The organism is Lactococcus taiwanensis (genome assembly GCF_017068355.1).
Lineage (GTDB): Bacteria > Bacillota > Bacilli > Lactobacillales > Streptococcaceae > Lactococcus > Lactococcus taiwanensis.
In genome coordinates this window covers 74,232-99,948 of record NZ_CP070872.1, presented here as the reverse complement: position 1 = coordinate 99,948, position 25,717 = coordinate 74,232, and the positions used below count along the sequence as shown (strand labels likewise).

16 protein-coding genes, 1 tRNA gene and 3 rRNA genes are annotated in these 25,717 nt (G+C 41.1%); 15 read left to right on the top strand and 5 right to left on the bottom strand.

Annotated features, from left to right (window positions below; genetic code table 11):
- The first annotated feature begins 99 nt into the window (after positions 1-99).
- From JW886_RS00515 to JW886_RS00495, 5 genes are all read left to right on the top strand, one after another.
- Entirely contained in the window at positions 100-1,350 is a 1,251-nt protein-coding gene (locus JW886_RS00515) for an MDR family MFS transporter (protein WP_205872041.1), read from the top strand.
- A 44-nt stretch (positions 1,351-1,394) separates the two neighbouring features.
- Complete coding sequence (locus tag JW886_RS00510; protein WP_075526257.1) at positions 1,395-2,624, top strand: MDR family MFS transporter; 1,230 nt, start codon at positions 1,395-1,397, stop codon at positions 2,622-2,624.
- Between the two features lie 95 nt (positions 2,625-2,719).
- Entirely contained in the window at positions 2,720-3,259 is a 540-nt protein-coding gene (gene rsmD / locus JW886_RS00505) for a 16S rRNA (guanine(966)-N(2))-methyltransferase RsmD (protein ID WP_205872040.1), read from the top strand.
- 65 nt (positions 3,260-3,324) lie between these two features.
- Positions 3,325-3,825, top strand: coding sequence for a pantetheine-phosphate adenylyltransferase (gene coaD, locus JW886_RS00500; RefSeq protein ID WP_075526255.1), 501 nt, complete (start codon positions 3,325-3,327; stop codon positions 3,823-3,825).
- Positions 3,809-4,840, top strand: a complete 1,032-nt coding sequence (locus JW886_RS00495; protein WP_205872039.1) for a SepM family pheromone-processing serine protease — start codon at positions 3,809-3,811, stop codon at positions 4,838-4,840. Before coaD ends, JW886_RS00495 begins: the two co-directional genes overlap by 17 nt.
- A 47-nt stretch (positions 4,841-4,887) precedes the next feature.
- On the opposite strand, the gene adhE is transcribed toward JW886_RS00495, so the two are convergent.
- Both adhE and JW886_RS00485 read right to left on the bottom strand, forming a co-directional pair.
- Positions 4,888-7,599, bottom strand: coding sequence for a bifunctional acetaldehyde-CoA/alcohol dehydrogenase (gene adhE, locus JW886_RS00490; protein WP_205872038.1), 2,712 nt, complete (start codon positions 7,597-7,599; stop codon positions 4,888-4,890).
- Between the two features lie 216 nt (positions 7,600-7,815).
- Positions 7,816-8,841: a lactonase family protein gene (locus JW886_RS00485; protein ID WP_205872037.1), complete on the bottom strand. Its 1,026-nt coding sequence runs from the start codon at positions 8,839-8,841 to the stop codon at positions 7,816-7,818.
- A 546-nt stretch (positions 8,842-9,387) separates the two neighbouring features.
- Between JW886_RS00485 and rpsB the strand changes: the two genes are divergently transcribed.
- The 10 genes from rpsB (at position 9,388) to JW886_RS00435 (ending at position 22,862) form a co-directional block, all read left to right on the top strand.
- Positions 9,388-10,155, top strand: a complete 768-nt coding sequence (gene rpsB, locus JW886_RS00480) for a 30S ribosomal protein S2 (protein ID WP_075526251.1) — start codon at positions 9,388-9,390, stop codon at positions 10,153-10,155.
- 112 nt (positions 10,156-10,267) lie between these two features.
- Positions 10,268-11,296 carry a translation elongation factor Ts gene (tsf, locus tag JW886_RS00475; protein WP_205872036.1) on the top strand — a complete coding sequence of 343 codons (1,029 nt, stop codon included), beginning with the start codon at positions 10,268-10,270 and terminating at the stop codon, positions 11,294-11,296.
- A 180-nt stretch (positions 11,297-11,476) separates the two neighbouring features.
- Positions 11,477-13,207, top strand: coding sequence for a septation ring formation regulator EzrA (gene ezrA / locus JW886_RS00470; RefSeq protein WP_205872035.1), 1,731 nt, complete (start codon positions 11,477-11,479; stop codon positions 13,205-13,207).
- Between the two features lie 245 nt (positions 13,208-13,452).
- Complete coding sequence (locus JW886_RS00465; protein WP_205872034.1) at positions 13,453-13,944, top strand: sigma-70 family RNA polymerase sigma factor; 492 nt, start codon at positions 13,453-13,455, stop codon at positions 13,942-13,944.
- A 336-nt stretch (positions 13,945-14,280) separates the two neighbouring features.
- Positions 14,281-15,827 (top strand): 16S ribosomal RNA (locus JW886_RS00460).
- A 91-nt stretch (positions 15,828-15,918) separates the two neighbouring features.
- Positions 15,919-15,991 (top strand) — tRNA-Ala (locus JW886_RS00455).
- Between the two features lie 133 nt (positions 15,992-16,124).
- Positions 16,125-19,025: ribosomal RNA gene (locus tag JW886_RS00450) — 23S ribosomal RNA — on the top strand.
- Positions 19,026-19,107: 82 nt separating this feature from the next.
- Positions 19,108-19,223: ribosomal RNA gene (rrf, locus tag JW886_RS00445) — 5S ribosomal RNA — on the top strand.
- The 16S, 23S and 5S rRNA genes sit together here with 1 tRNA gene alongside, the layout of an rRNA operon.
- Before the next feature lie 102 nt (positions 19,224-19,325).
- Positions 19,326-21,959, top strand: coding sequence for a DNA polymerase I (gene polA / locus JW886_RS00440; RefSeq protein WP_205872033.1), 2,634 nt, complete (start codon positions 19,326-19,328; stop codon positions 21,957-21,959).
- Between the two features lie 150 nt (positions 21,960-22,109).
- Positions 22,110-22,862, top strand: coding sequence for a tRNA1(Val) (adenine(37)-N6)-methyltransferase (locus JW886_RS00435; RefSeq protein ID WP_075525660.1), 753 nt, complete (start codon positions 22,110-22,112; stop codon positions 22,860-22,862).
- 52 nt (positions 22,863-22,914) lie between these two features.
- Here JW886_RS00435 and JW886_RS00430 read toward each other — a convergent pair whose 3' ends face one another.
- From JW886_RS00430 to JW886_RS00420, 3 genes are all read right to left on the bottom strand, one after another.
- Positions 22,915-23,928 (bottom strand): hypothetical protein, encoded by a 1,014-nt coding sequence (locus JW886_RS00430; protein ID WP_205872032.1) that lies wholly within the window; start codon positions 23,926-23,928, stop codon positions 22,915-22,917.
- Positions 23,929-24,035: 107 nt separating this feature from the next.
- Positions 24,036-24,260, bottom strand: coding sequence for a YkuJ family protein (locus tag JW886_RS00425; protein ID WP_075525577.1), 225 nt, complete (start codon positions 24,258-24,260; stop codon positions 24,036-24,038).
- A gap of 108 nt (positions 24,261-24,368) precedes the next feature.
- Positions 24,369-25,709, bottom strand: coding sequence for a glycosyltransferase family 4 protein (locus JW886_RS00420; protein WP_200407588.1), 1,341 nt, complete (start codon positions 25,707-25,709; stop codon positions 24,369-24,371).
- Between the last annotated feature and the right edge of the window lie 8 nt (positions 25,710-25,717).

The window sequence follows — 25,717 nt, the reverse complement described above, 5'->3', positions numbered from 1 at the left end:
AAAAATCCTGCCTGTGGCTTTCTTGCTATCTAGTTTTTAGTGTGTATTTGTGCTACAATTATACATAAATTAGAAAATTAGAAACTTTAAGGAACGGCTATGAAAGAATTTTGGAATTTAGATAAAAATTTACAACTCCGCTTAGGAATTGTTTTTTTAGGTGCTTTCTCTTATGGTACCGTCTTTTCCTCAATGACCATCTATTATAACCAATATCTCGGTAGCGCCATCACTGGTGTGTTATTAGCTTTATCTGCTGTCGCTACTTTTGTGGCAGGTCTTTTAGCAGGTTTTTTTGCTGATCGTCAAGGGCGTAAGCCGGTCATGGTAGTTGGCACGCTTATCCAATTTGGCGGAGCAATCTTAGCTATTTTAGCCAATCTCCCTGGTCATATCAATCCTTGGCTCACTTTCTTAGCCTTTTTGTGCATTAGTTTTGGTTATAATTTTGTGATTACAGCAGGAAATGCAATGATTATTGATGCCTCTAATGCTGAAAATCGAAAAATAGTTTTCTTACTAGATTACTGGGCGCAAAATTTATCCGTTATTTTAGGTGCTGCTCTGGGGGCTTGGCTATTTAGACCGGCTTTTGAAGCATTATTGGCTATTTTGCTTGTGACAGTGCTCGTCTCTTTCTTTTTGACGACCTTTGTAATGACTGAAACTTTTAGTCCTGTAAAGCATTCAGAAGATGGTGAACCGCTAGCCAAGGAGAATATTTTTCAAGCTTATCGTACAGTGGTAAAAGATCGTACCTACATGGTATTTATGACAGCGAGTATCGGCACCACTTTTATTATTATGCAATTTGACAATTTTTTACCTGTTCATCTGGCAAACAGTTTTCAGACAGTAACCTTTTGGGGATTCGAGATTTATGGTCAGCGAATGCTTACCATATTTTTAATCTTAGCGTGTGTGCTTGTGGTTGCTTTAATGACCACACTGAATCGATTCACTCAAAATTGGTCTCATCAAAAAGGTTTTGTGCTTGGTAGCCTCGGAATGGCGCTCGGCATGATCTTTGCCTTTTTGACAACGAGCTTTGTTCCCATTTTTATTGCTGGGATTATCTATACACTAGGAGAGATCATTTATACGCCTAGTGTTCAAACGCTAGGCGCTGATTTGATGCATCCAGATAAGATTGGGGCTTACAATGGGGTTGGTGCGGTACGTACGCCAATTGCTTCTGTCTTAGCAGGTCTGTTGGTCTCTGTTTCGCCTCTCATTCATGCTGCCGGTGTCTCTTTGGTTCTTGGAGTAGTAGAAATTTTCGCCATCGTGTTGGTGCACTATGCAGCCGTACGACATCAACGAGAAGTCGTTCGAGGACAACACGATTAATAAATAATAAATAATAAAAATAAGATAAATAGGGATAAACTATAATGAAAGATTTTTTTGGATTACATCCTACCATCAAGCTTCGGCTGGTGATGAACTTTTTTGGCACGCTTTGCTTTAGTACAGTAGGTGGTTCTATGACGATTTACTATAACAAGTATATGGGGGCTGGTATTACGGGGATACTGCTGATTATCAGCTCGGTAATGGTTTTTTTAATTGGACTTTATGCGGGGCATTTGGCCGATTTAAGAGGGCGGCGTCCCATCATGCTCTTTTCTACTCTAATCACAGCCTTGGGGGCTGGGCTTGCCACCTATTCGAACTCCATGTTTTATTTTAATCCATGGACAACGTTTTTAGGTTTTTTAATTGTCAATTTTGGATTCGGCTTTTTTAATACAGCCAGTCAGGCAATGATTGTGGACCTCACAACTCGTCAAAATCGCCGTGTGGTTTATAGCATCCAATATTGGATTATCAATTTTGCGATCATGATTGGTTCAGGTCTATCAGGGTGGTTTTTCCGTGATCATCTGGTCTGGTTGCTCCTTGCGATTACCTTAGAAGAAGTGGCAAGTTGTCTTGTTGTCTTCTTTTGGATCGACGAGTCTTTTGATCCAACTGTACAACATAAAAAGCAAGAAACTAATATCATTAAAGCGTATTTCACAGTGGCAAAAGATACGGTGTTTATGTATTATCTTTTTGCTTCCGTTTTTATTGCAATGATATTTAACCAGATTGATTATTATCTACCTGTTCACTTGAGCGATAGTTTCCGTTCCACTCGTATTTTAGGGCTTGAAATCTATGGGCAACGCATGTTGACGGTATTTTTAATGATCAATACTTTGGTGATTGTTCTTTTTATGAGCAAGGTAAATCATTTGACTAAAAATTGGTCTCGTAGTACGGGGATTGGGATTGGAATTGTTCTTCAAGGCGCGGGTTTCATTATTGCTTTTCTAGGAAGAAATCTGACTTGGGAAATCATCGCTGCATTGGTAGCAACGGTCGGTGAAATGATATTGGTTCCTTTCTCCCAGGCCCTACGTGCAGACTTAATGGAGGGAGATCAGGTCGGAACCTACACGGGAGCTTTTTCAGTGACGCAACCAATTGCTGCTGTCTTATCTGGAGTGCTGGTTTCTCTATCAAGCCTCTACGGCAATTTGGGGATGGCCTTTTTCATGTTAATCATCATTCTGCTGGGACTCTTTCCAGCACTACGTGCTATTCACATGCATGAGCGTTTCCCCAAAAGCCTTTAAACTCATCAATGAACAAGCCGAAACTTGTTCATTTTTTATAGGGAATAAAAGGTTAAATATTGTTGTTTTTGTTGTTATACGTTATAATTATTTTCATGAGAGTAGTTTCAGGTAATTATGGCGGAAGACCGCTCAAGACATTGGCAGGTAAAATGACACGTCCAACGACTGATAAAGTCAAAGGGGCGATTTTTAATATGATAGGTCCTTATTTTGAGGGCGGACGCGTGCTGGATCTGTATGCTGGCTCAGGGAGCTTAGCTATTGAAGCCATCTCGCGAGGGATGGCGAAGGCGGTTCTGGTAGAAAAAGAACGGGCGGCACAGCAAGTCATCGCCGAAAATATCAAGATGACAAAGGAAGTGGAAAAATTTCAACTCTTAAAAATGCCTGCGGAGCGTGCGCTGACGACGCTGTCAGGAACTTTTGATTTGGTCTTGCTTGATCCACCCTACGCTAAAGAGCAAATTGTGAAAAATTTGAGTTTCCTACAAGCTAAAGGTTTATTAGCTGCTGAGGTGATTGTTGTCTGTGAGACAGATCAAGCTGTAGAATTGCCCGAACGAATTGAGCAATTAGTTTTGAAAAAACAAAAGACCTATGGCATTTCCAAGGTGTCTATTTACATGTTCTGATTCCATAGACGGGATGGCAGCTTACTGACGGACTGGTCAGTTTTTTGAGAAAGAAAAGAGAAGTAATGACAGAAAAAATTGGACTTTTTACAGGAACTTTTGATCCCTTGACGAATGGTCATGTTGATATTATTCGACGGGCGAGTCAACACTTTGATAAGCTCTATGTGGGCATTTTTAAGAATGACCAAAAGCATCCTCTTTTTCCCACAGCAAAACGTGTCGAAATGATCAAAACGGCACTGACAGAGCTGTCAGTAGGTACTAATATTGAAGTTATTACGCATCAACGTGATTTGACGGTAAATGTTGCTCAAAGACTTGGTGTAACAGCACTTGTCAGAGCTGTCAGAAATGCTCAAGATCTCGAATATGAGAAAAATATGTTTTACTTTAATTTTGAAATGTCTGGCATTGAAACGCTCCTGCTTATGGCTAAACCAGAACTAGAACCACTAAATTCAACACGGATGCGGGAGTTACATGCTTTTGGTCAAGACATCAGCCAGTGGGTGCCTAAAAATGTCAGTCGAGAGTTGAGGAAGTTAAATGAAAAAAACATCTAAAAAAATTAGCCGTAAGTTAAAATGGGGCTTACTCATTGCAGCCCTCCTTGTGGTGATTGTCACACTTCTTTATCCCACTAAAAGTTATGTTGAGATGCCCGGAACCACAGAGCCGCTAGGAAAAATGGTTGAGGTTGAAGGTAAAAAGGACAAGCATGAGGGAGATTTCTTTTTGACTACGGTACAGATTGCGCGGGCAAACCTAGCAACGATAATTTATAGCCACTTTAATAGCTTTACAACTATTTATAGTGAAGAAGAAATGACTGGAGGACTTAATGATGAGCAGTTTAATCAGGTCAACCAGTATTATATGGAAACTGCCCAAAACACTGCAATTTATCAAGCTTTCAAACTGGCCAATCGTCCGTATCAACTGAAGTATGAAGGTGTCTACGTCCTGAGCATTGCCAAAAACTCTACTTTTAAAGGGGATTTGGAACTCGCAGATACTGTAACAGCAATCAACGGCAAACGTTTTGATTCGAGTACAGCAATGATTGATTATGTCTCCCAACAAAAAGTTGGCGATCCTGTGACCATTTCCTATACTAGGATGGATGGAAGCAAGCACACCTCTACGGGAAAATACATCAAGCTTTCTAATGGTAAAACCGGGATAGGGATCGGTCTTGTGGATCATACTGAGGTAGTAACAGATCCTAAAGTAACTATCAATGCCGGCAGTATTGGGGGACCGAGTGCTGGGATGATGTTTACTCTAGAAATTTACAGCCAACTCACAGGTAAAGATTTGCGAAACGGCCGTGAAATTGCAGGAACTGGAACGATTGAACACGATGGAACCATTGGCCAAATTGGTGGCGTTGATAAAAAAGTAGCCACAGCGAGTAAAGAAGGGGCTCAGGTCTTCATGGTACCAGACTCTGGTACCAAAAAAGAGAGTAGTAACAACTACTTAGCGGCAAAGGCTGCGGCAAAAAAATTAAAAACAAACATGAAAATCATCCCAGTAAAAACCATTCAAGATGCTTTAGATTATCTGGAAAAATAAAAAAGTTACTGACAGAGCTGTCAGTAACTTTTTATATGAGTTTTTTTCTAATATTGATCCAACAACAATTGTTTAATCTCGTCAATACGTGGTTGACGTGGATTAGCAGGAGTACATTGGTCATCGTAAACGAGATCAGCCAATTTATCAAGTTCACGTTCGAGATGAGCTTTATCGACACCATTTCCTGAAAGGGTGATGTTAATATCAATGCTATCAGTCAATTTCTTAAGTTCAGCAATTAAAGCTTGGACTGCGATTTCATCAGAATCCTCTTTGCCAGCAAATCCCATGAAACGTGCAATTTCAGCGTAGTCTTCTTGAGCACGATAAGTTTCATAACGTGGGTAAGGGGTACGTTTAACGTTTCCTGTTACAGCGTTAAATTTGATGACGTGTGGCATCGCAATGGCAATAGCAAGACCGTGAGGCAATCCAAATTCACCACCAATTTTGTGTGCCAACGAGTGGTTAATACCGAGGAAGGCATTGGCGAAAGCCATACCAGCAAGCGTTGCAGCATTATGCATGTTTTCGCGAGCTTTTTGTCCTTCTTTAGTTGGATGAGCTGGATCGTAGTGGTAAGATGCAGTCAAGTTTTCAAAGATGAGTTTAATGGCTTGAAGTGAAATTGGTTTTGTATAGTCAGAAGCCATAACAGAAACATAAGATTCAAGCGCGTGTGACATCGCATCAATACCAGACCAAGAAACCGTACGTTTTGGCACAGTCATAACGAACTCAGGGTCAACAATCGCTACTTGTGGTGTCAATTGATAGTCAGCAAGTGGGTATTTCACGTGCGTTTCATCATCCGTGATAACGGCAAATGGTGTCACTTCAGAACCAGTACCAGAAGTAGTAGGGATAGCGACCATTTGTGCTTTATGGGGGTGGTAGAATTTGACAATCCGTTTACGAATATCCACGAATTTTTGAGCCAATTCTTGGAAGAGTTCTTTGAGGCTTGCATCATCAGAAAGGTCAGCTTCACCACGCGCATCATATTCATAAATCAAACGACCAATTTTACCAGCGTCAAGAGCAGAACCACCCCCAAGACAGATGACAGTATCTGGTTCAAATTGTTTCATTTGACGAGCGATTGCAATTGCTTCGCTCAAAGTTGGGTCAGGTTGAACAGAGCCATAAATGCTTGTTTCAACTTGAGTTGGGCGGATAGCAAGTTGTTCCAAAACTTTATCAACGAAACCAAACTTAACCATACCAGGGTCAGCAACGATGAAAGCTTTGTGGACGTGTGGCAATTCTTGTAAGTAAGAGATTGCATTTTTTTCGTAGTAGATTTCTTTTGGCAAACGAACCCATTGTGGGCGATTACGACGTTTAGCCACTGTTTTAACATTCAATAGATCGTATGTACTCAAATTGTGTGAAAGTGAATTTTTCCCCCATGAACCAGTTCCAAGTGTAAGTGATGGACGCATTGCATCTGTATAGATATCGCCGACACCACCGATTGAGTCAGGTTGGTTGACGAGGATACGAGAAGCTTCGACTTTTTCGCCATATTCTTTAACGAATGGATCATCCATCGCACCGATTTGAATTGCAGCATTGTGACCAGCACCTTGATAAGCAAGTAAGCTACGTACAATCTCGATTCCTTCTTCACGTGTTTCTGCTTTGTAGAGTGAAAGCAATGGAGAAAGTTTTTCAGAAGAGAGCGCTTCGCCAATGTTTTTCTTGTCAAGTTCAAACAAGAGAACATCTTTGTCTTTAGGGACGTTTACGCCAGCTTGCTCAGCAATCCATTGACCAGAGCGACCAGCTACAGGGCCTGTAACACCAAAGCCTTCGCCAGCGCGTTCCACGAATACAAAGCTTTCGATGGCTTTATAGTCTTCTTTAGGCACCATGTAAGCACCTTGTGCTTGCATTTTAGCAACAAATTCATCATAGATAGAAGCGTCAATAACCGCTGAATTTTCAGTAGCGCAAATCATTCCGTTATCAAAACGTTTTGAAAGCAATAAATCTTCAACGGCACGTTCAATATTTGCCGTAGCATCAACGTAAACTGCACCATTACCGGCACCCACACCAAGTGAAGGATTACCAGATTTGAGGGCGGCATTGACCATACCAGGCCCCCCTGTTGCGAGGATTGTTGCAATCCCACGATTTTGAATCAGCGCCGTTGTCATATCAAGACTTGGTACTTCAATCCATTGGATAAAGTTTTCAGGTGCGCCAGCTTCAACGGCCGCATCGTAAACAATTTTTGCTGCATGCGAAGAACATTTTTGCGCTTGTGGATGGAAGGCAAAGACAATCGCATTACGTGTTTTTGCGGTCAAGAGTGATTTGAAAATGGCTGTCGATGTTGGGTTAGTTGTTGGTACGATACCAGCAAGGACACCGAGTGGGCTTGCGATTTCGACCGAGCCAGCGACTTTATTTTCAGCAATCACGCCAACAGTTTTGTCGTTTTTGATGGCGTTATAAACAGATTCAGAGGCGAAGTGATTTTTTGTATCTTTGTCTTCAACAACTCCACGACCAGTTTCATTGACGGCTTCGTGAGCGAGTTCAAGAGAATGCTTACTTGCAGCAAGTGCCATAGCAGCAACGATTGTATCAACTTGAGTTTGTGTATAACCTTCAAATTTAAGAACAGCTTCATGTGCTTTTTTGACTAAATTATCAGTATAAGCGACAGCTTCTTGGAATTTTGCGGCTTTTTCTTCCGCAGTCAGGACTTTCTTAACAGCTGGAGCAGCTTTTTTAGTTGCCATATTTCTAGATTTCTCCTTTGTGATATAATTCACTTATCTTTACGTGAATATTTTAACAAACTTCTGAAAACTTGTCAAATATTTTGTGAAAACTTTTACAATTTATAGAATACATCGCTCTAGAACTTTGTGGTAGAGGCTCTTTTATAAAAAAACGCCAACCCAGAAATGGGTTGGCATTCTTTATATATAAATGAATCCATTCCGAATCACCTGTTATACTGGAAGCACACAAGTCATTTCTGGAGCGTAGAAATCTTTTTGTTCAAGTGTTAAGCGCCCTGTTTCTTTGTCTCTTGAAAACAGGCTGAGGTTATCAGAGTTTTGGTGTGCAACAATCAGGAAATCTTCTGTTTGGTTAAGATTAAAATCCCGTGGGAAGTCTCCCTCTGTCTCCACCCAACCCTCAGAAGTCAGTTTTGTTCCCAAAGGGCTGACCTTATAAAGGGCGATAGAGTTATGTCCGCGATTTGAAACATACAAGAATTTACCATCTTTACTAATGCGGATAGCTGCTACCCCATTATGTTGATGATAGTTCTCTGGAAGAGTAGAAATAGTCTGTAAACGTGCAAATCGACCGCGTTCTTCATTGTAACTCAAGACTTCGATAGTAGAGTTCAACTCTCCAACCAAATAAGCAACTTTTCCGTTTGGATGGAAAGTTAAGTGGCGAGCACCCATTCCTTTTTCGGCACGGTAGATTGTTACAATATTCAATTTTCCTTCGCCAAGTACATCATAGACTGTGACTTCATCTGTACCTAAATCACAAGTAACTAGTCTGCCATCAGGTGTCAGATCGGCGTAATGGACATGTGCACTACTTTGTTCAGGACGTGGTCCAGAACCAGTATGTTTGACTGTATCTGTTAATTTGAGGGTGCCATCGCCTTGAATTTTATAAACACGAATTTCGCCAAGGTGGTAATTCGCACCGTAAACCAGCTGGCGTTTCTCATCAACAGCTACATAACAAAGGGGAGCGCCAGTTGAGGTCACGTTACCTAAAGGAGTGGCCACATCACCATCAAAATCAAAAGCTGCTACACCGCCACCGTTACCATCAGCGGCACAAGTATAGAGGTGTCCCGCTGTATCTAATGTGATATAAGTGGGATTTTGCACTGCTGCCACTTCGCTTAAATTTGATAATTCAGCTTTCTTTTTATCTAAAAGGACACTATAAACACCTGTAGATTTGCGTTTTGTATAACCGCCTAAGAGGATTTTTTCTTTCATGTTTTTCTCCTTAATCTATTATATTATATATTCTATTTTATCACAAAAAAGCGGTTACAGTGAAAAATATTAATTTTTTCTTAGAAAAAATTTACTGATGGTGCTGTCAGTAAATGTTATCGTGTAAGAAAAGGATTACGTTGATAAGTGACGGGAAATTCGACCTGTCAAAAGCTAAACATCAGGAAGCGAGAGAACCTTAAGACCACTTGTGGACAATGTCTGCAGGAGACTACTTTTTGATAAAGCTACGATCTTGAATTGCCAAAATATTCTCAGAAGCGATGCTATTCATTAAACTAAACAAGATACTTAGCTAAGTAACGCCCAGCTTGAAGAAAAGAAAGTTGATTGATAGTTTTGTCAGTAAAAATATGCTTGCAAATGAAGCCGAAACAGTGTATAATTAAAAAGTTGCTATGTGTAGAAAATTTTACGGTAGTAACCATCTCGCATTTTATCTGGACAAAGTCGTAGTGTACGCAAGTATTGCGGCGGCGGATGATAGGTAAAAGAGGAAAAACTATTTTAAAAGGAGACATACTCATGTCAGTTATTTCAATGAAACAACTCCTCGAAGCTGGTGTACACTTTGGTCACCAAACGCGTCGTTGGAATCCAAAAATGAAACCATACATCTTCACAGAACGTAATGGTATCCACGTTATCGACCTTCAAAAAACTGTAAAACTTGTTGACGATGCTTACAACTATGTAAAAAATGCTTCACAAGAAGGTGCAGTAGTACTCTTTGTTGGGACTAAAAAGCAAGCCGCTGAAGCAGTTAAAGAAGAAGCTCTTCGTGCTGGTCAATACTACGTTAACCATCGTTGGTTGGGTGGGATGCTCACTAACTGGAACACTATCCAAACCCGTGTAGCTCGCCTTAAAGAAATCAACAAAATGGAAGAAGAAGGAACTTTCGAAGTTCTTCCTAAAAAAGAAGTTGTACTCTTGAACAAAGAACGCGAACGCCTTGAAAAATTCATCGGTGGTATCGCTGATATGCCTCGTATTCCAGATGTTATGTACATCGTTGACCCGCATGCTGAACAAATCGCAGTTAAAGAAGCTAAAACTTTGGGAATCCCAGTTGTAGCTATGGTCGATACAAACGCAGATCCAGAACCAATCGATGTAGTTATTCCTGCAAATGACGATGCTATCCGTGCTGTTAAATTGATTACAGCTAAAATGGCAGATGCAATCATCGAAGGTCGTCAAGGTGAAGATGCAGCAGAAGACTTTGTAGCCGAAGAAGCAGCTTCAGAAGAATCTCTTGAAGAACTTGCTGAAATCGTCGAAGGTAAATAAGTCGACTCATTAATTAAGTGATTACTACAGGCGAGGCCTTACGCCTCGTCTGTTTTTTAAAATAAAAAACTACCAAATCTTTGGTAAAAAAATGATATAGGAGATTTACAAAATGGCAGTAACAGCAGCTCAAGTAAAAGAATTGCGTGAAAAAACTGGTGCAGGTATCATGGATGCCAAACGTGCCCTTGTTGAAACTGATGGGAATATGGAAGCAGCCGCAGAACTCCTTCGTGAAAAAGGAATTGCAAAAGCAGCTAAAAAAGCTGATCGTGTAGCTGCTGAAGGTCTTACAGGAATTGCAGTAAATGGTAATGTAGCGGCCCTTGTTGAGTTGAACTCTGAAACTGACTTTGTTGCAAAAAATGACCAATTTGTAGCGTTAGTTAAAGAAGCTGCAGAACTTATTGCTGCAAACAAACCAGTTAACAATGAAGAAGCTTTAGCGATCCAAACTGCTTCAGGTGTAACCCTTGAACAAGAGCTTGTTCAAGCAACAGCTACAATCGGAGAAAAAATCACTTTCCGTCGTTTTGTTGTTATCGAAAAAGAAGCTGCTCAACACTTCGGTGCTTACCAACATAACGGTGGTAAAATCGGAGTTATCACAGTGCTTGAAGGTGCAGATGAAACATTAGCTAAACAAGTTTCTATGCATATCGCTGCAATGAATCCAACAGTTCTTTCTGCAGATGAGCTTGATGAAGAATTTGTAAAAACTGAATTGGCACAAATGAACCACAAGATCGATGAAGACAATGCAAGTCGTGTTCTCGTTAACAAACCTGAATTGCCACATCACGAATACGGTTCTAAGAGTCAATTGACTGAAGAAGTTCTTGCAAAAGCAGAAGCGGATTTCAAAGAAGAACTTAAAGCTGAAGGAAAACCTGAAAAGATTTGGGATAAAATCTTGCCAGGTAAAATGGCTAAATTCATTGTTGATAATACAAAAGTGGATCAACAATTTGCTCTTCTTGCTCAACTTTATATCATGGATGATAGCAAAACAGTTGAAGAATTCCTTGACTCAAAAGGTGCAAAAGCCATCTCATTTGCACGTTTTGAAGTGGGTGAAGGAATCGAGAAAGCAGAAAGTGATTTCGCAGCAGAAGTTGAAGCTGCTAAAGCTGGACTTTAAACCTTAAAAACAGCCGAAGGCTGTTTTTTTTATTTAGAACGATATAAAATGAGAAAAGAATTTAGAGACAAGCTGAAAAAATAGTGTATTTATTTCACTCAATATGCTATAATTATATTTGAGATTTTCTATCTAAATAAACCTATCCCTAAGTAATTAAAACATTTTATGGAGTAAAGCATGTCAAGTACTGTCATTATCCTCATTGTAGCATTAGTAGTTGTTATCATCGGTTTCTATGTTTTCGCAATTTTGATGCGTAAAAAGACCGAAGATCGTATATTAGAATTAGAAGAAAGAAAAGAAACTCTTTTTGACTTACCAGTTCAAGAGGAGATAGATGCAGTTAAAAAAATGCATCTTGTTGGACAATCCCAAACTATTTTCCGCGAATGGAATCAAAAATGGATTGATTTGTCCTCGAATTCTTTTGCTGATTTGGAGAACCATATTTTTGAGGCCGAACAGTTAAATGATTCATTCCATTTTTTCCGAGCACGCGAATCTGTCGCAGATAGTGAAGCACAAATAGAATTGATGGAAGAAGAAGTTCAGGGGATTCGTCAAGGTGTTGATCAACTTGTGGAGCAAGAAAAACGTAATTCAAATAAAATTCAAGAATCGCTAGATTTGTATGATAACCTTCGAAATGACATTACAGATAATGCTGATTTGTATGGAAGTGTCATCACTGAGCTCGAAAAACATCTTGCAAATATTGAGACTGAGTTTTCACAATTTGTTACTTTAAACTCAACAGGGGATCCGATTGAAGCGGCAGAGGTTTTAGAAACCGCTGAAGAACATACGATTGCTTTAAGAGCTATCACAGAACAAATCCCTGCCTTTATATCCAAAATAGATAAAGAAATTCCTAAGCAATTTGAAGAACTTCAAGAAGCATGTGACAAATTTATTGAAGATGATTACGTCTTACCTGAAAGCATCAACCTGGATGACAAAATGAATGAGTTGCATCAACATCTTGTTGAAAGCAATGCTCTTTTAGAACAATTTGAGCTTGATCGAGTTGAAACTGAGTTAGCACTTATTCAAGAAAAAGTAGAAGAAATTTATGCTATTTTTGAAAAAGAATATGCTGCTCGTCGCAATGTCGAAAAACGTTCTACAGTACTTCGTGAATATATCGAACATATTCGGGTCAATAATAAGAATCTACTTCTCGAAATTGATCATGTGACACAAGCCTATGTTTTATCAGGCAATGAAAAAGGTTATGTTCGAGGCTATCAGGAACACTTAGAAGCTTTAGAATCAGATGTTGATGAGATCATGGAAAGTATTGAAGGCAAGAAACTTCCATATTCAGTACTTTCACGCAGAGTGAACTCCGTCGTGAGTGCTCTTGAAGAAATGGAAAAAAATCAAATCAAAATCAGTAATACGCTGACAGGACTCAAAGACGAAGAACGGGCGGCGCAAGAAATTGCAGATCGATTTGACTCAGAGCTTCGCACCATAAAACGTTATGTTGAGAAGAGAAACCTTCCAGGTTTGCCCAAAGATTATCTCGATTTATTCTTCACTACAGGTGACCGTGTACAAAATCTTTTTAAAGAGTTAGGGCGTGTGAGAATTAATATTGATACCATTAATCACCTGGTAGATGTCAGCACAGAAGATATGCATGTTTTGAAAGAAGCAACAACGAATATGACTGATCATGCTGTATTAGCAGAGCAGTTAATCCAGTATGCAAATCGGTATAAGGCTTCGAATGAACAGGTTGCTCAAGGTATTTCTCGAGCGTTACAACTTTTTGAAAGAGATCGTGATTATGATGGTTCCTTTGATGAAATTTCTAAGACTTTAGAAATAGCTGAACCAGGAGCGGCTTCAAGAATCTCTGGAGTTTACTTCAAGACAAAGCAAACACCAGATTATCTTTAAAATATAGAAAACTCAGGGAAATTTTTTCTCTGAGTTTTTGCATATTATTAGTCTAAGAGGAGTGAAAGCATTATAATATAAGAAAGTAGACGTGAATATGGGGAATATCGTATAGAAAGGAGAAAAAATGGATATTCCTAAAAATAACCCACCTCCCCGAATTTGAGCGGGGAAGTCATCCGCCCTCCTGATTTTCGCGAATGTTTTAGACAATTTATTGGACATAGAATATAGGGAGTTAACATATGGATGACATTCAAGAAAAATACGGTTTAGAATTCAACGAATTATTCTCTGAGATGCGGCCGATAATTTATAAATTGATGAAGCAATTGTACATCAACACATGGGATTACGATGATTACTTCCAAGAGGGAATGATTACACTACACGAATTGCTACAGAAAATTACAAATTTAGATCATGTACATACGAAATTTAAAGTGGCTTACCATCAGCACTTAATTGACGAAATTCGCCATATTAAAGCACGAAAAAGAGGTTTTGATCAGCTCCATCCGATCAATGTTTATGACTGCGCAGATTGGATCGGCTCAAACCTTGCTACACCTGAAAGCGAGATAGTTTTCAACCATCTACTAGAAGAAGTTTATGATAAACTTTCAACACACTATAAAGAACTGTTGGTAAAGCAAATGCATGGGGAACATCTTACGAGAATGCAGAAGTATCGTTTAAAGGAAAAAATTAAAGCGATTTTATTTGATGAAGACTAACCGTAACTGAGCAGGCCTCTTCAATTGAGAAGAGGCCTTTCTTTTTGAAAAAAGATTGCTTAGGGTAAAGTGAGTCGTGGCATACAAAGCAAACGGATACAAAGAATTCAAAAGCGAACGAGGGAGGAAAAAAGGGGGAAAAGTCACAGTTTATTCTTGACAAGGGGAGTTAGGTTTGATAGAATATAATAGTTGTCGCGAGAGACGAGGGTCTTGAAGCGAGCTAGACCATTGAAAACTGAATAAAGAAGAATGACTCATGTGATGTAGAAATACATCAAAAATCTGTCAATCAATAATGAAAGACAAGCCAGTCACTTCGGTGACTTAAATACTTTATTTGAGAGTTTGATCCTGGCTCAGGACGAACGCTGGCGGCGTGCCTAATACATGCAAGTTGAGCGCTGAAGATTGGTACTTGTACCGATTGGATGAGCAGCGAACGGGTGAGTAACGCGTGGGGAATCTGCCTTTGAGCGGGGGACAACATTTGGAAACGAATGCTAATACCGCATAATAGCTTTAAACATAAGTTTTAAGTTTGAAAGATGCAATTGCATCACTCAAAGATGATCCCGCGTTGTATTAGCTAGTTGGTGAGGTAAAGGCTCACCAAGGCGATGATACATAGCCGACCTGAGAGGGTGATCGGCCACATTGGGACTGAGACACGGCCCAAACTCCTACGGGAGGCAGCAGTAGGGAATCTTCGGCAATGGACGAAAGTCTGACCGAGCAACGCCGCGTGAGTGAAGAAGGTTTTCGGATCGTAAAACTCTGTTGTTAGAGAAGAACGACGAGGAGAGTGGAAAGCTCCTCGTGTGACGGTATCTAACCAGAAAGGGACGGCTAACTACGTGCCAGCAGCCGCGGTAATACGTAGGTCCCGAGCGTTGTCCGGATTTATTGGGCGTAAAGCGAGCGCAGGTGGTTTATTAAGTCTGGTGTAAAAGGCAGTGGCTCAACCATTGTATGCATTGGAAACTGGTAGACTTGAGTGCAGGAGAGGAGAGTGGAATTCCATGTGTAGCGGTGAAATGCGTAGATATATGGAGGAACACCGGTGGCGAAAGCGGCTCTCTGGCCTGTAACTGACACTGAGGCTCGAAAGCGTGGGGAGCAAACAGGATTAGATACCCTGGTAGTCCACGCCGTAAACGATGAGTGCTAGATGTAGGGAGCTATAAGTTCTCTGTATCGCAGCTAACGCAATAAGCACTCCGCCTGGGGAGTACGACCGCAAGGTTGAAACTCAAAGGAATTGACGGGGGCCCGCACAAGCGGTGGAGCATGTGGTTTAATTCGAAGCAACGCGAAGAACCTTACCAGGTCTTGACATACTCGTGCTATTCCTAGAGATAGGAAGTTCCTTCGGGACACGGGATACAGGTGGTGCATGGTTGTCGTCAGCTCGTGTCGTGAGATGTTGGGTTAAGTCCCGCAACGAGCGCAACCCCTATTGTTAGTTGCCATCATTAAGTTGGGCACTCTAACGAGACTGCCGGTGATAAACCGGAGGAAGGTGGGGATGACGTCAAATCATCATGCCCCTTATGACCTGGGCTACACACGTGCTACAATGGATGGTACAACGAGTCGCGAGACAGTGATGTTTAGCTAATCTCTTAAAACCATTCTCAGTTCGGATTGTAGGCTGCAACTCGCCTACATGAAGTCGGAATCGCTAGTAATCGCGGATCAGCACGCCGCGGTGAATACGTTCCCGGGCCTTGTACACACCGCCCGTCACACCACGGGAGTTGGGAGTACCCGAAGTTGGTTGCCTAACCGCAAGGAGGGCGCTACCTAAGGTAAGACCGATGACTGGGGTGAAGTCGTAACAAGGTAGCCGTATCGGAAGGTGCGGCTGGATCACCTCCTTTCTAAGGAATATATACAAGAGTGAGCATTCAACTTTATTCAGTTTTGAGGGGTTTAGTAAAAAACCTACACAAGAATCAACTTCTTGATTGTGGGGCCTTAGCTCAGCTGGGAGAGCGCCTGCTTTGCACGCAGGAGGTCAGCGGTTCGATCCCGCTAGGCTCCATTGAAACGAAAGTTTCAAACTTGAACATTGAAAACTAAATAACAATATCTAATAACGATAAATAAACCGAAAAGCTGTGAATTTTAAAGAATTTACAAACTTATACTTGAAAAACGATGATTTAAATCATCATGGCAAAGTTAATAAGGGCGCACGGTGGATGCCTTGGCACTAAGAGCCGATGAAGGACGTGACTAACGACGATATTCTAGGGGGAGCAGTAAGTACGCATTGATCCCTAGGTCTCCGAATGGGGAAACCCAGCTGCTACTAGCAGTTATCCGTAAGTGAATACATAGCTTACGTGAAGGTAACGCAGAGAACTGAAACATCTAAGTACCTGCAGGAAGAGAAAGTAAAAACGATTTCGTAAGTAGCGGCGAGCGAACGCGAAGAAGGGCAAACCAAGAAGCTTGCTTCTTGGGGTTGTAGGACTGCAACGTGGACTTAAGCATTATAGTCGAATAACCTGGGAAGGTTAATCAAAGAGGGTAATAATCCCGTAGACGAAATAGCGCTTATACCTAGCAGTATCCTGAGTAGGGCTGGACACGCGAAATCCAGTTTGAATCCGGGAGGACCATCTCCCAACCCTAAATACTCCTTAGTGACCGATAGTGAACCAGTACCGTGAGGGAAAGGTGAAAAGAACCCCGAGAGGGGAGTGAAATAGCACCTGAAACCGTGTGCCTACAAGAAGTTCGAGCCCGTTAATGGGTGAGAGCGTGCCTTTTGTAGAATGAACCGGCGAGTTACGTTATGATGCGAGGTTAAGTTGAAGAGACGGAGCCGTAGGGAAACCGAGTCTGAATAGGGCGACTTAGTATCATGATGTAGACCCGAAACCTAGTGACCTATCCATGAGCAGGGTGAAGGTGTGGTAAGACGCACTGGAGGCCCGAACCAGGACACGTTGAAAAGTGTTTGGATGACTTGTGGATAGCGGAGAAATTCCAAACGAACTGGGAGATAGCTGGTTCTCTCCGAAATAGCTTTAGGGCTAGCGTCGAAATGTAAGTGTATTGGAGGTAGAGCACTGTTTGGGTGAGGGGTCCATCTCGGATTACCAATCTCAGATAAACTCCGAATGCTAATACACATGTTCGGCAGTCAGACTGCGAGTGCTAAGATCCGTAGTCGAAAGGGAAACAGCCCAGACCAACAGCTAAGGTCCCAAAATATATGTTAAGTGGAAAAGGATGTGGGGTTGCACAGACAACTAGGATGTTAGCTCAGAAGCAGCTATCATTCAAAGAGTGCGTAATAGCTCACTAGTCGAGTGACCCTGCGCCGAAAATGTACCGGGGCTAAACATATTACCGAAGCTTTGGATTGATATTTTATCAATGGTAGGAGAGCGTTCTTAACCGCGATGAAGGTATACCGTGAGGAGTGCTGGAGCGTTAAGAAGTGAGAATGCCGGTATGAGTAGCGCAAGATAAGTGAGAATCTTATCCACCGTAAGACTAAGGTTTCCAGGGGAAGGCTCGTCCGCCCTGGGTTAGTCGGGACCTAAGGCGAGGCCGAAAGGCGTAGTCGATGGACAACTGGTTGATATTCCAGTACTAGATATGATCGTGATGGAGGGACGCAGTAGGCTAACGGATGCCAGTTAATGGATTCTGGTCTAAGCAGTGAGGTGTGAGATGTGTCAAATGCATTTCTCTTTAACATTGAGCTGTGATGGGGAAGCAACTACGGTTGCGAACTCCGTGATGTCACACTGCCAAGAAAAGCTTCTAGCGTAAAGTCATATCTACCCGTACCGCAAACCGACACAGGTAGTCGAGGCGAGTAGCCTCAGGTGATCGAGAGAACTCTCGTTAAGGAACTCGGCAAAATAGCCCCGTAACTTCGGGAGAAGGGGTGCTGGTGTAAAAGCCAGCCGCAGTGAATAGGCCCAAGCAACTGTTTATCAAAAACACAGCTCTCTGCTAAACCGCAAGGTGATGTATAGGGGGTGACGCCTGCCCGGTGCTGGAAGGTTAAGAGGAGTGCTTAGACGTAAGTCGAAGGTATGAATTGAAGCCCCAGTAAACGGCGGCCGTAACTATAACGGTCCTAAGGTAGCGAAATTCCTTGTCGGGTAAGTTCCGACCCGCACGAAAGGCGTAATGATTTGGGCACTGTCTCAACGAGAGACTCGGTGAAATTTTAGTACCTGTGAAGATGCAGGTTACCCGCGACAGGACGGAAAGACCCCATGGAGCTTTACTGTAGTTTGATATTGAGTACCTGTAAGTCATGTACAGGATAGGTAGGAGCCATTGAAATAGGGACGCTAGTTTCTATTGAGGCGTTGTTGGGATACTACCCTTGACTTATGGTTACTCTAACCCGCTGGCATAATCGGCCAGGGAGACAGTGTCTGACGGACAGTTTGACTGGGGCGGTCGCCTCCTAAAGAGTAACGGAGGCGCTCAAAGGTTGGCTCAGATTGGTTGGAAATCAATCGTAGAGTGTAAAGGTAAAAGCCAGCTTGACTGCGAGAGCTACAACTCGAGCAGGTAGGAAACTAGGACTTAGTGATCCGGTGGTACCGCATGGAAGGGCCATCGCTCAACGGATAAAAGCTACCCTGGGGATAACAGGCTTATCTCCCCCAAGAGTTCACATCGACGGGGAGGTTTGGCACCTCGATGTCGGCTCGTCGCATCCTGGGGCTGTAGTCGGTCCCAAGGGTTGGGCTGTTCGCCCATTAAAGCGGCACGCGAGCTGGGTTCAGAACGTCGTGAGACAGTTCGGTCCCTATCCGTCGCGGGCGTAGGTAATTTGAGAGGATCTGTCCTTAGTACGAGAGGACCGGGATGGACTTACCGCTGGTGTACCAGTTGTTCCGCCAGGAGCACGGCTGGATAGCTATGTAGGGAAGGGATAAGCGCTGAAAGCATCTAAGTGCGAAGCCCACCTCAAGATGAGATTACCCATTCGTAAGAATTAAGAGCCCAGAGAGATGATCTGGTAGATAGGCTGGAAGTGGGAGCGTTGCGAGACGTGGAGCGGACCAGTACTAATCGCTCGAGGACTTTACCAAAGAGTCAAATATAAAATGCTTAAGGTTTATGAGTTAGAAGAATTGTTATTTAGTTTTGAATGTTCAAGGTAACATTTAATGATTTGGTCATCATTGCGATGGAGATACACCTGTTCCCATGTCGAACACAGAAGTTAAGTCCATCTACGGCGGAAGTACTTGGGGGTTGCCCCCTGGGAGATAGGCGAGTGGCCAAGTGAACTTAAGGAGCTACGGCTCCTTTTTTTATACGTTTGATTGAAAAAGAATGAAAGGAGTCCAATCATTCTTTTTCTTTATTTTTTAGGGTATAATTGTACTATGGAAAATAAGAATAGACTTTTGCTTATTGATGGATCATCGATTGCTTTTAGAGCTTTCTTTGCTTTATACAGTCAGTTGGATCGTTTCAGAGCACCTAATGGGCTTCATACAAATGCAATTTTTGCATTTCATACAATGCTTTCTTCTTTAATGGAAAGAATTCAACCCACACATGTATTAATTGCCTTTGATGCTGGAAAAACAACTTTTCGTACGGAAATGTTTGCTGACTATAAAGGTGGACGTTCAAAAACACCAGATGAATTTCGCGAACAGTTACCTTTTATTAAGGAAATGATTGAGAAATTAGGAATCCGTCATTATGAGTTAGCTAATTATGAGGCTGATGATATTATTGGGACTTTGGACAAAATGGCGGAAGCCCCAGATGTTAATTTTGATGTTACTATTGTGACGGGTGATAAGGATATGATTCAGCTTGTGGATGGAAATACGCGAGTTGAAATTTCCAAAAAGGGTGTAGCTGAATTTGAAGAGTATACAACGGCTTATTTAATGGAAAAGATGGGCTTAACACCTCAACAATTTATTGATCTCAAGGCGTTAATGGGGGATAGTTCGGATAATTATCCAGGTGTAACCAAAGTAGGAGAAAAAACGGCTTTGAAGCTTTTGCAAGAGTGGGGGTCATTGGAAAATCTCTACGCAAATGTGGAAACATTGAAGGCGAGCAAGATGAAAGAGAACTTGATCGCTGATAAAGACATGGCTTTTTTATCTCAAAGATTAGCTACAATCAATACTCAAGCTCCAATTGAAATCAGTCTAGAGGATACTGTACTGCAACCCAAAAAGATTGCTGAATTAGGTGTTTTTTATGATGAAATGGGTTTTGCACAATTCAAGAGTAAATTATTGACTGATGGTGCTGTAAGTGATGATGCAATTGGAATTAAAGAGGAGATAAGTTACGAACTGGTCTCTGATGACTCTGTCAGTATGGAGATATCCCCTGACGACTTTTTCTACTTGGAAACTTTAGGGGAAAATTATCATCGAGAAGAAATTATCGGCTTTGCTTGGGGAAATGTAGATAAGATTTATGTTTCAAAGAATGTAGACCTTCTCAAACAGCTTAATTTACCAGAGAATACGTATGATTTTAAAAAGAATCGTGTTTTGCTCAATCGTCTTGGCGTACAGCTTTCTGTTAGTAAGTTTGATGCCATGCTTGCGAAATATTTAATTTCTACGACGGAAGACAATAAAATCACGACGATTGCTCGATTGTTTGATGCAGGGTATGTTGCTTCTGATGAAGAAATATATGGTAAAGGAACAAAACTGGCTTTACCAGCGGATGAGGTAATGTTTGAACATTTGGCTCGGAAAATCAGAGTTTTAGCGCAGGCGAAGCCCAAGATGATTCAAGAGCTCGTAGACAATGAGCAATTGCAGTTGTTGAATGAGATGGAGTTGCCTTTAGCAGAAGTTTTGGCGAAGATGGAAATTGCAGGAATTTTTGTTAATCAACAAACCTTGGAGCAAATAGGAGCCGAAAATGAGGAAAAACTTGCCTTGCTCACTAGAGAAATCTACGATTTAGCTGGTGAAGAGTTCAACATTAATTCTCCTAAACAACTGGGTGTGATTTTATTTGAAAAATTGCAATTACCGGCAGGTAAGAAAACGAAGACGGGTTATTCTACAGCGGTGGATGTCTTGGAAGAGTTGGCTACAATGTCCCCTGTCGTGGCCAAAATCTTGGAATATCGTCAGATTAATAAGGTGCAGTCCACTTACGTGAAAGGATTAATTCCACAGATTGCTTCTGATGGAAAAATTCATACGCGTTATATCCAAGATTTGACACAGACGGGACGCTTAAGCTCTGTAGATCCAAACTTACAAAACATACCAGTTCGCTTAGAAGAAGGACGCAAAATCCGTAAGGCATTTGTTCCCAGTAAAAATGCAATCCTCTTGAGCTCCGACTATTCGCAAATTGAATTACGTGTTTTAGCTCATATTTCAGGGGATGAGCACTTGATTGATGCTTTTAACCATGGAGCAGATATCCATACTTCAACAGCGATGCGGGTTTTTGGCATTGATAAACCAGAAGCTGTCACGCCTAATGATCGCCGTAATGCAAAAGCAGTCAACTTTGGGGTAGTTTATGGAATTTCAGACTTCGGATTAGCCCGGAATTTAGGAATCACAAGAAAAGATGCCAAAAATTATATCGAAACATATTTTGAGCGTTATCCTGGTATTAAGGCTTATATGGAAAATATTGTACGTGAAGCTAGAGACAAGGGCTTTGTGGAAACAATGAGTCATCGTCGGCGAAAAATTCCAGATATTAACGCACGGAACTTTAACGTACGAGGATTTGCTGAGCGTACAGCAATCAATTCGCCAATTCAGGGATCAGCAGCCGATATTTTGAAAATTGCTATGATTAATCTAGATAGGGCTTTGACTGAAAAAGGTTATAAAACGCAGTTACTTTTACAAGTGCACGATGAAATTATCCTGGATGTCCCTAAGGAAGAACTTGACGTTATACAAAAACTAGTCAAAGAAACAATGGAAGAAGCTATGACATTAGCTGTCCCTCTTAAAGTTGATGAAAACACAGGGCAGACTTGGTACGAAGCTAAATAGAAGAGTCAGTCAGCTTACTGATCAAGCTGTCAGTAATAAAAAAGTTCCCCTAAGCTAAAGGGAACTTTTTTCATAAGTTTAAAAAGAGAAATTGATCGAAAACTAAGGTATAAAATTGTTGTTTTGAACTTCTTACGCTATAATAAAAGTATGGAAAATATTGTACTACATGAGAACGAACGAATTGATGAGATTGCTAGCAGCGGCGTAAAGATTATTCAAAGCCGTGAGGTTTTTTCTTTTAGTATTGATGCAATTTTATTGGCTCGTTTTCCCCGTCTACCCAGGCGGGGTCAGGTAGTGGATATGTGTGCAGGAAACGGTGCTGTAGGCCTGTTTGCTAGTAGCAAGACAAGTGCTAAAATAATTGAGTTGGAATTGCAAGAACGCCTTTCTGAAATGGCTCGCCGTTCGATTGCACTTAATGGCTTAGAGGACCAAATGGAGGTTATTACTGATAATTTAAAGCATGCTTTAGATTATCTCCACCCTTCGAGCACGGATTTAATTTTTTGTAACCCGCCTTATTTCAAAGTGGACTCTAAAAGAAGCCGCCTCAATGAGAGCGAACACTATACCTTAGCAAGACATGAATTGACCACAAATCTTGATGAAATCTTTGAAACAAGCAAAAAGCTCCTTAAATCAAACGGACATATTGCTATGGTTCATCGACCAGAGCGTTTCTTAGAGATTGTAGATAAGATGCGTGCAAACAATCTCCAACCCAAATGGATCCAGTTTGTTTATCCTAAGGCTGATCAACCTGCCAATATTTTATTGATTGATGCGATTAAGGATGGCAAACCAGGCGGTGAAATTTTTCTGCCTCCGCTGATTGTCCATGATCAAGACGGAAATTATACGGATGAAATCAATGAAATATATTATGGAAAGCATTAAAAAAACTACTGACCAGGCTGTCAGTAGTTTTTGAGAGAGAAGAACTGATAAATCAAGCGCTCAGTCCAGCTTGAGTTTCTAAATTAGTCATATAAGCATTTTGCAGATCGGACAAAGTATCAACTTCACTACTTGTAGGTTCCTTAAGCGCTGTTTTGAGTTTACTGCGCTTGGCATCCAAGTCTAACTTAAAAGTGACATTTGAATCTTGTTCAGTATCTTTAATTTTTGCAGCAATCGTACCGTTAAGTCGGTGCGTTTTTTCGTTTAACGTCAAATCAAGAGCGACATGTTCCGCTTTAAGAGATTTGCTTTCTTTAATGAGTGTATCAACTTGTTCTTTTGGGAGATTATTAACTTGGCTCAAGCCTTTGATAAGTTCAGAAAAGGAAATGTCATTACCAGAGATTTTGAAAGTTACTTTGTCTCCTTTTTGGCTAAAAGCTGAGGCAGGTACGTCTTTTAAAGCATTGTTTAATTCTTCTTTTGTTGTATTCTTATTTTCAAAGATTGTGTTGAAGGTGCTTGACCAATCCTCCGTTGTACCATCATCAGCTGTACTGCTTGCACCAGCATTGATGGTTTGATCATCTAAGAGAAAATAAGGTTTCGTCAGGCCCTCTATCATTCCACCATAAATAGTCCCTATTTGAGAGCTTGAAGAAGCAGCAGGGCTTGCTTTATAGATGTTTTTAAGGTCGTCGCTCTTAAGATAAATTCCTTTTTCAGACATCAACAAACTCAAAGCATAGCTTGCTTTATTGAATCCCACTTGGCCAGAAAGGCTGGCAAGTTGATGCGCTTTATCCAAATTAACGTTGAGTTGAAGTGATGAACCAGTGAGTAGTTTGTTCATTTCAGAGGCGTCTTCTCCACTTGCCTTAAAGTCTGCTACTTTAAGTGTGAATTCCTGAGCATTGTAAACAGAAGTATCATTAAGTGCCACAACATCTTTTATAAAAGTTTTTTTGGCTGCATTGGCATTACTTTGGGAAGGAGCACAAGCAGATAGCGTAAGGAGTGCCAGACCAAAGGCAGCAGGGACGAGCCATTTTTTCTTTTTCATTAAATTCTCCAAATTCCTAAATTTACAGCTAATTTTACTATGAACAAGTACTAATGTCAATCTTTTATCAAAAATAAAAAAATTCTGACAAGCTTGTCAGTATTTTTTTAATAAATCATATCGTAAATTTCAATTGCTACAAGGTCAATGTCATCAAACAAAGAAGCATCTTTTTGTTTTGGATAACGAAGGGAGAAAGCTTGATCCTCAGGACTATAACTGACGGTAAGCATAACTTCGCCCTCACGCTCAAAATTATAAGTTTCTTTTGGATCGCCACCTTCAACTAAGCGATTCAAACGATTCATGATGGCTAATAAATGTGATTTCATGTTTAAAGGATTCCTTTCGATGTTCTGCAAGGCAAAACGTTGTTTTTATCAGATTGCTCTATCTTATTGCAAATTTTCTTTCAAATGAGCAGTTTGTCATAGTTGGCTCTAGTCCTGCTCTTTGTCCTTATCTATTTTAACATAACTTTGTAGATTTTTGGCAAGTTTACTGGCTTTTCTAGCAAAATATTTTGCACGAATTTGTTCTCTTTTTATTGAACGTTTCACAGTGAGTGGCATCTGACGGATCGTGTCTTCCATCTTCATAGGGAAGCGCTCAGCCTCGATGGATTTAAGGTTATTGTACTCAATAATCGTATCGAGATAGAAGAGATAAACCTGTTTGGCAAAATTTTCAGCAGAAATTTCATAGAGTTTCTTTTCAAATTTAAATTTATCAATAGGGTGCAGATCACGCATAGCTGCTTTTGTCACTTCAGCCAAATCATCATCGCCTTCAAAGAGTCGGCCGTATTCTACATCATTAATCAAGCCAGATAAATAGGGATTTCTTGCGGCTAATACACGCGTCCCTGAGGCAATGGCTTCTAAATAAGTTAGCCCCTGTGTTTCGGAAGTAGAGGCAGAAATGAAAAAGTCAGCAGCTTTATAATAATAAGCAGTTTGTTCATTTTCTACGCGTCCGGTAAAAACAACGTGCTCAGTTAAATCCAATTCTTCTACGAGAGCTTTTAAAGTGTCAGCATAAGGGCCGTGGCCAACAATAACAAGTTTCACGGGAAACTCTGTTAATATTTCAGGCAAGGCGCGCACAACGGCTTGAATATTCTTTTCTGCTCCGATCCTTGAAAGACTGAGGAGCATAATTTCATCAGGTTTAATACCTAGTTCTTTGCGTAAGTCAATGAGTTCTTCTGGCTTGATATCCTCACGTTTAAAGACTTCAATTTCTATCCCAGTCGGAATAATACGCTTTGGTAAAGTGATGCCATAGCTATCCACCGTCTCAGCGACCATCTCACTTGGACAAATAATCGCTTCTGTACCTCTTAAAAAATTACGGATAACATATTTGACCATGCTAGGGCGGATTAACCGTCCTTTTGCAATGTAATAGACGTAATCTTCGTATTTTGTGTGAAGGGTGTGAATGACAGGTATTCGTAGCTGTGCAGCAACCATCTTACCAAGTATCCCCATGCCAAACTCGGTCTGTGTATGAATAATATCTAAGTCAAAGTCTTTTGCAATAAGGTAGGCAGCAAAGACCCCCTTAAGGACAATCTTGCGCTCTGCCAAACTGACAAAGGGAATGGATTGTAAGCGAATAATGTTTCGCTCATGGTCTACATCCGCGCGAGGGTCAGTCGTAGTAAAGATGAAGACCTCATGTCCTAATTTTTCTAGCTCTAAAGCTAAAGTTTGTATACTCGTAGCAACTCCACTGATTTGTGGATAGTAACTATCTGTAAAAAGTCCAACTCTCATAATTAATT

Bases quoted from the DNA above. Each gene is read 5' to 3' on its own strand.
- rsmD (WP_205872040.1), top strand. From the start codon at position 2,720: ATGAGAGTAGTTTCAGGTAATTATGGCGGAAGACCGCTCAAGACATTG.
- polA (WP_205872033.1), top strand. From the start codon at position 19,326: ATGGAAAATAAGAATAGACTTTTGCTTATTGATGGATCATCGATTGCT.
- JW886_RS00465 (WP_205872034.1), top strand. From the start codon at position 13,453: ATGGATGACATTCAAGAAAAATACGGTTTAGAATTCAACGAATTATTC.
- JW886_RS00510 (WP_075526257.1), top strand. From the start codon at position 1,395: ATGAAAGATTTTTTTGGATTACATCCTACCATCAAGCTTCGGCTGGTG.
- tsf (WP_205872036.1), top strand. From the start codon at position 10,268: ATGGCAGTAACAGCAGCTCAAGTAAAAGAATTGCGTGAAAAAACTGGT.
- JW886_RS00435 (WP_075525660.1), top strand. From the start codon at position 22,110: ATGGAAAATATTGTACTACATGAGAACGAACGAATTGATGAGATTGCT.
- JW886_RS00485 (WP_205872037.1), bottom strand. From the start codon at position 8,841: ATGAAAGAAAAAATCCTCTTAGGCGGTTATACAAAACGCAAATCTACA.
- JW886_RS00425 (WP_075525577.1), bottom strand. From the start codon at position 24,260: ATGAAATCACATTTATTAGCCATCATGAATCGTTTGAATCGCTTAGTT.
- JW886_RS00495 (WP_205872039.1), top strand. From the start codon at position 3,809: ATGAAAAAAACATCTAAAAAAATTAGCCGTAAGTTAAAATGGGGCTTA.
- adhE (WP_205872038.1), bottom strand. From the start codon at position 7,599: ATGGCAACTAAAAAAGCTGCTCCAGCTGTTAAGAAAGTCCTGACTGCG.
- ezrA (WP_205872035.1), top strand. From the start codon at position 11,477: ATGTCAAGTACTGTCATTATCCTCATTGTAGCATTAGTAGTTGTTATC.
- rpsB (WP_075526251.1), top strand. From the start codon at position 9,388: ATGTCAGTTATTTCAATGAAACAACTCCTCGAAGCTGGTGTACACTTT.
- coaD (WP_075526255.1), top strand. From the start codon at position 3,325: ATGACAGAAAAAATTGGACTTTTTACAGGAACTTTTGATCCCTTGACG.
- JW886_RS00515 (WP_205872041.1), top strand. From the start codon at position 100: ATGAAAGAATTTTGGAATTTAGATAAAAATTTACAACTCCGCTTAGGA.
- JW886_RS00430 (WP_205872032.1), bottom strand. From the start codon at position 23,928: ATGAAAAAGAAAAAATGGCTCGTCCCTGCTGCCTTTGGTCTGGCACTC.
- JW886_RS00420 (WP_200407588.1), bottom strand. From the start codon at position 25,709: ATGAGAGTTGGACTTTTTACAGATAGTTACTATCCACAAATCAGTGGA.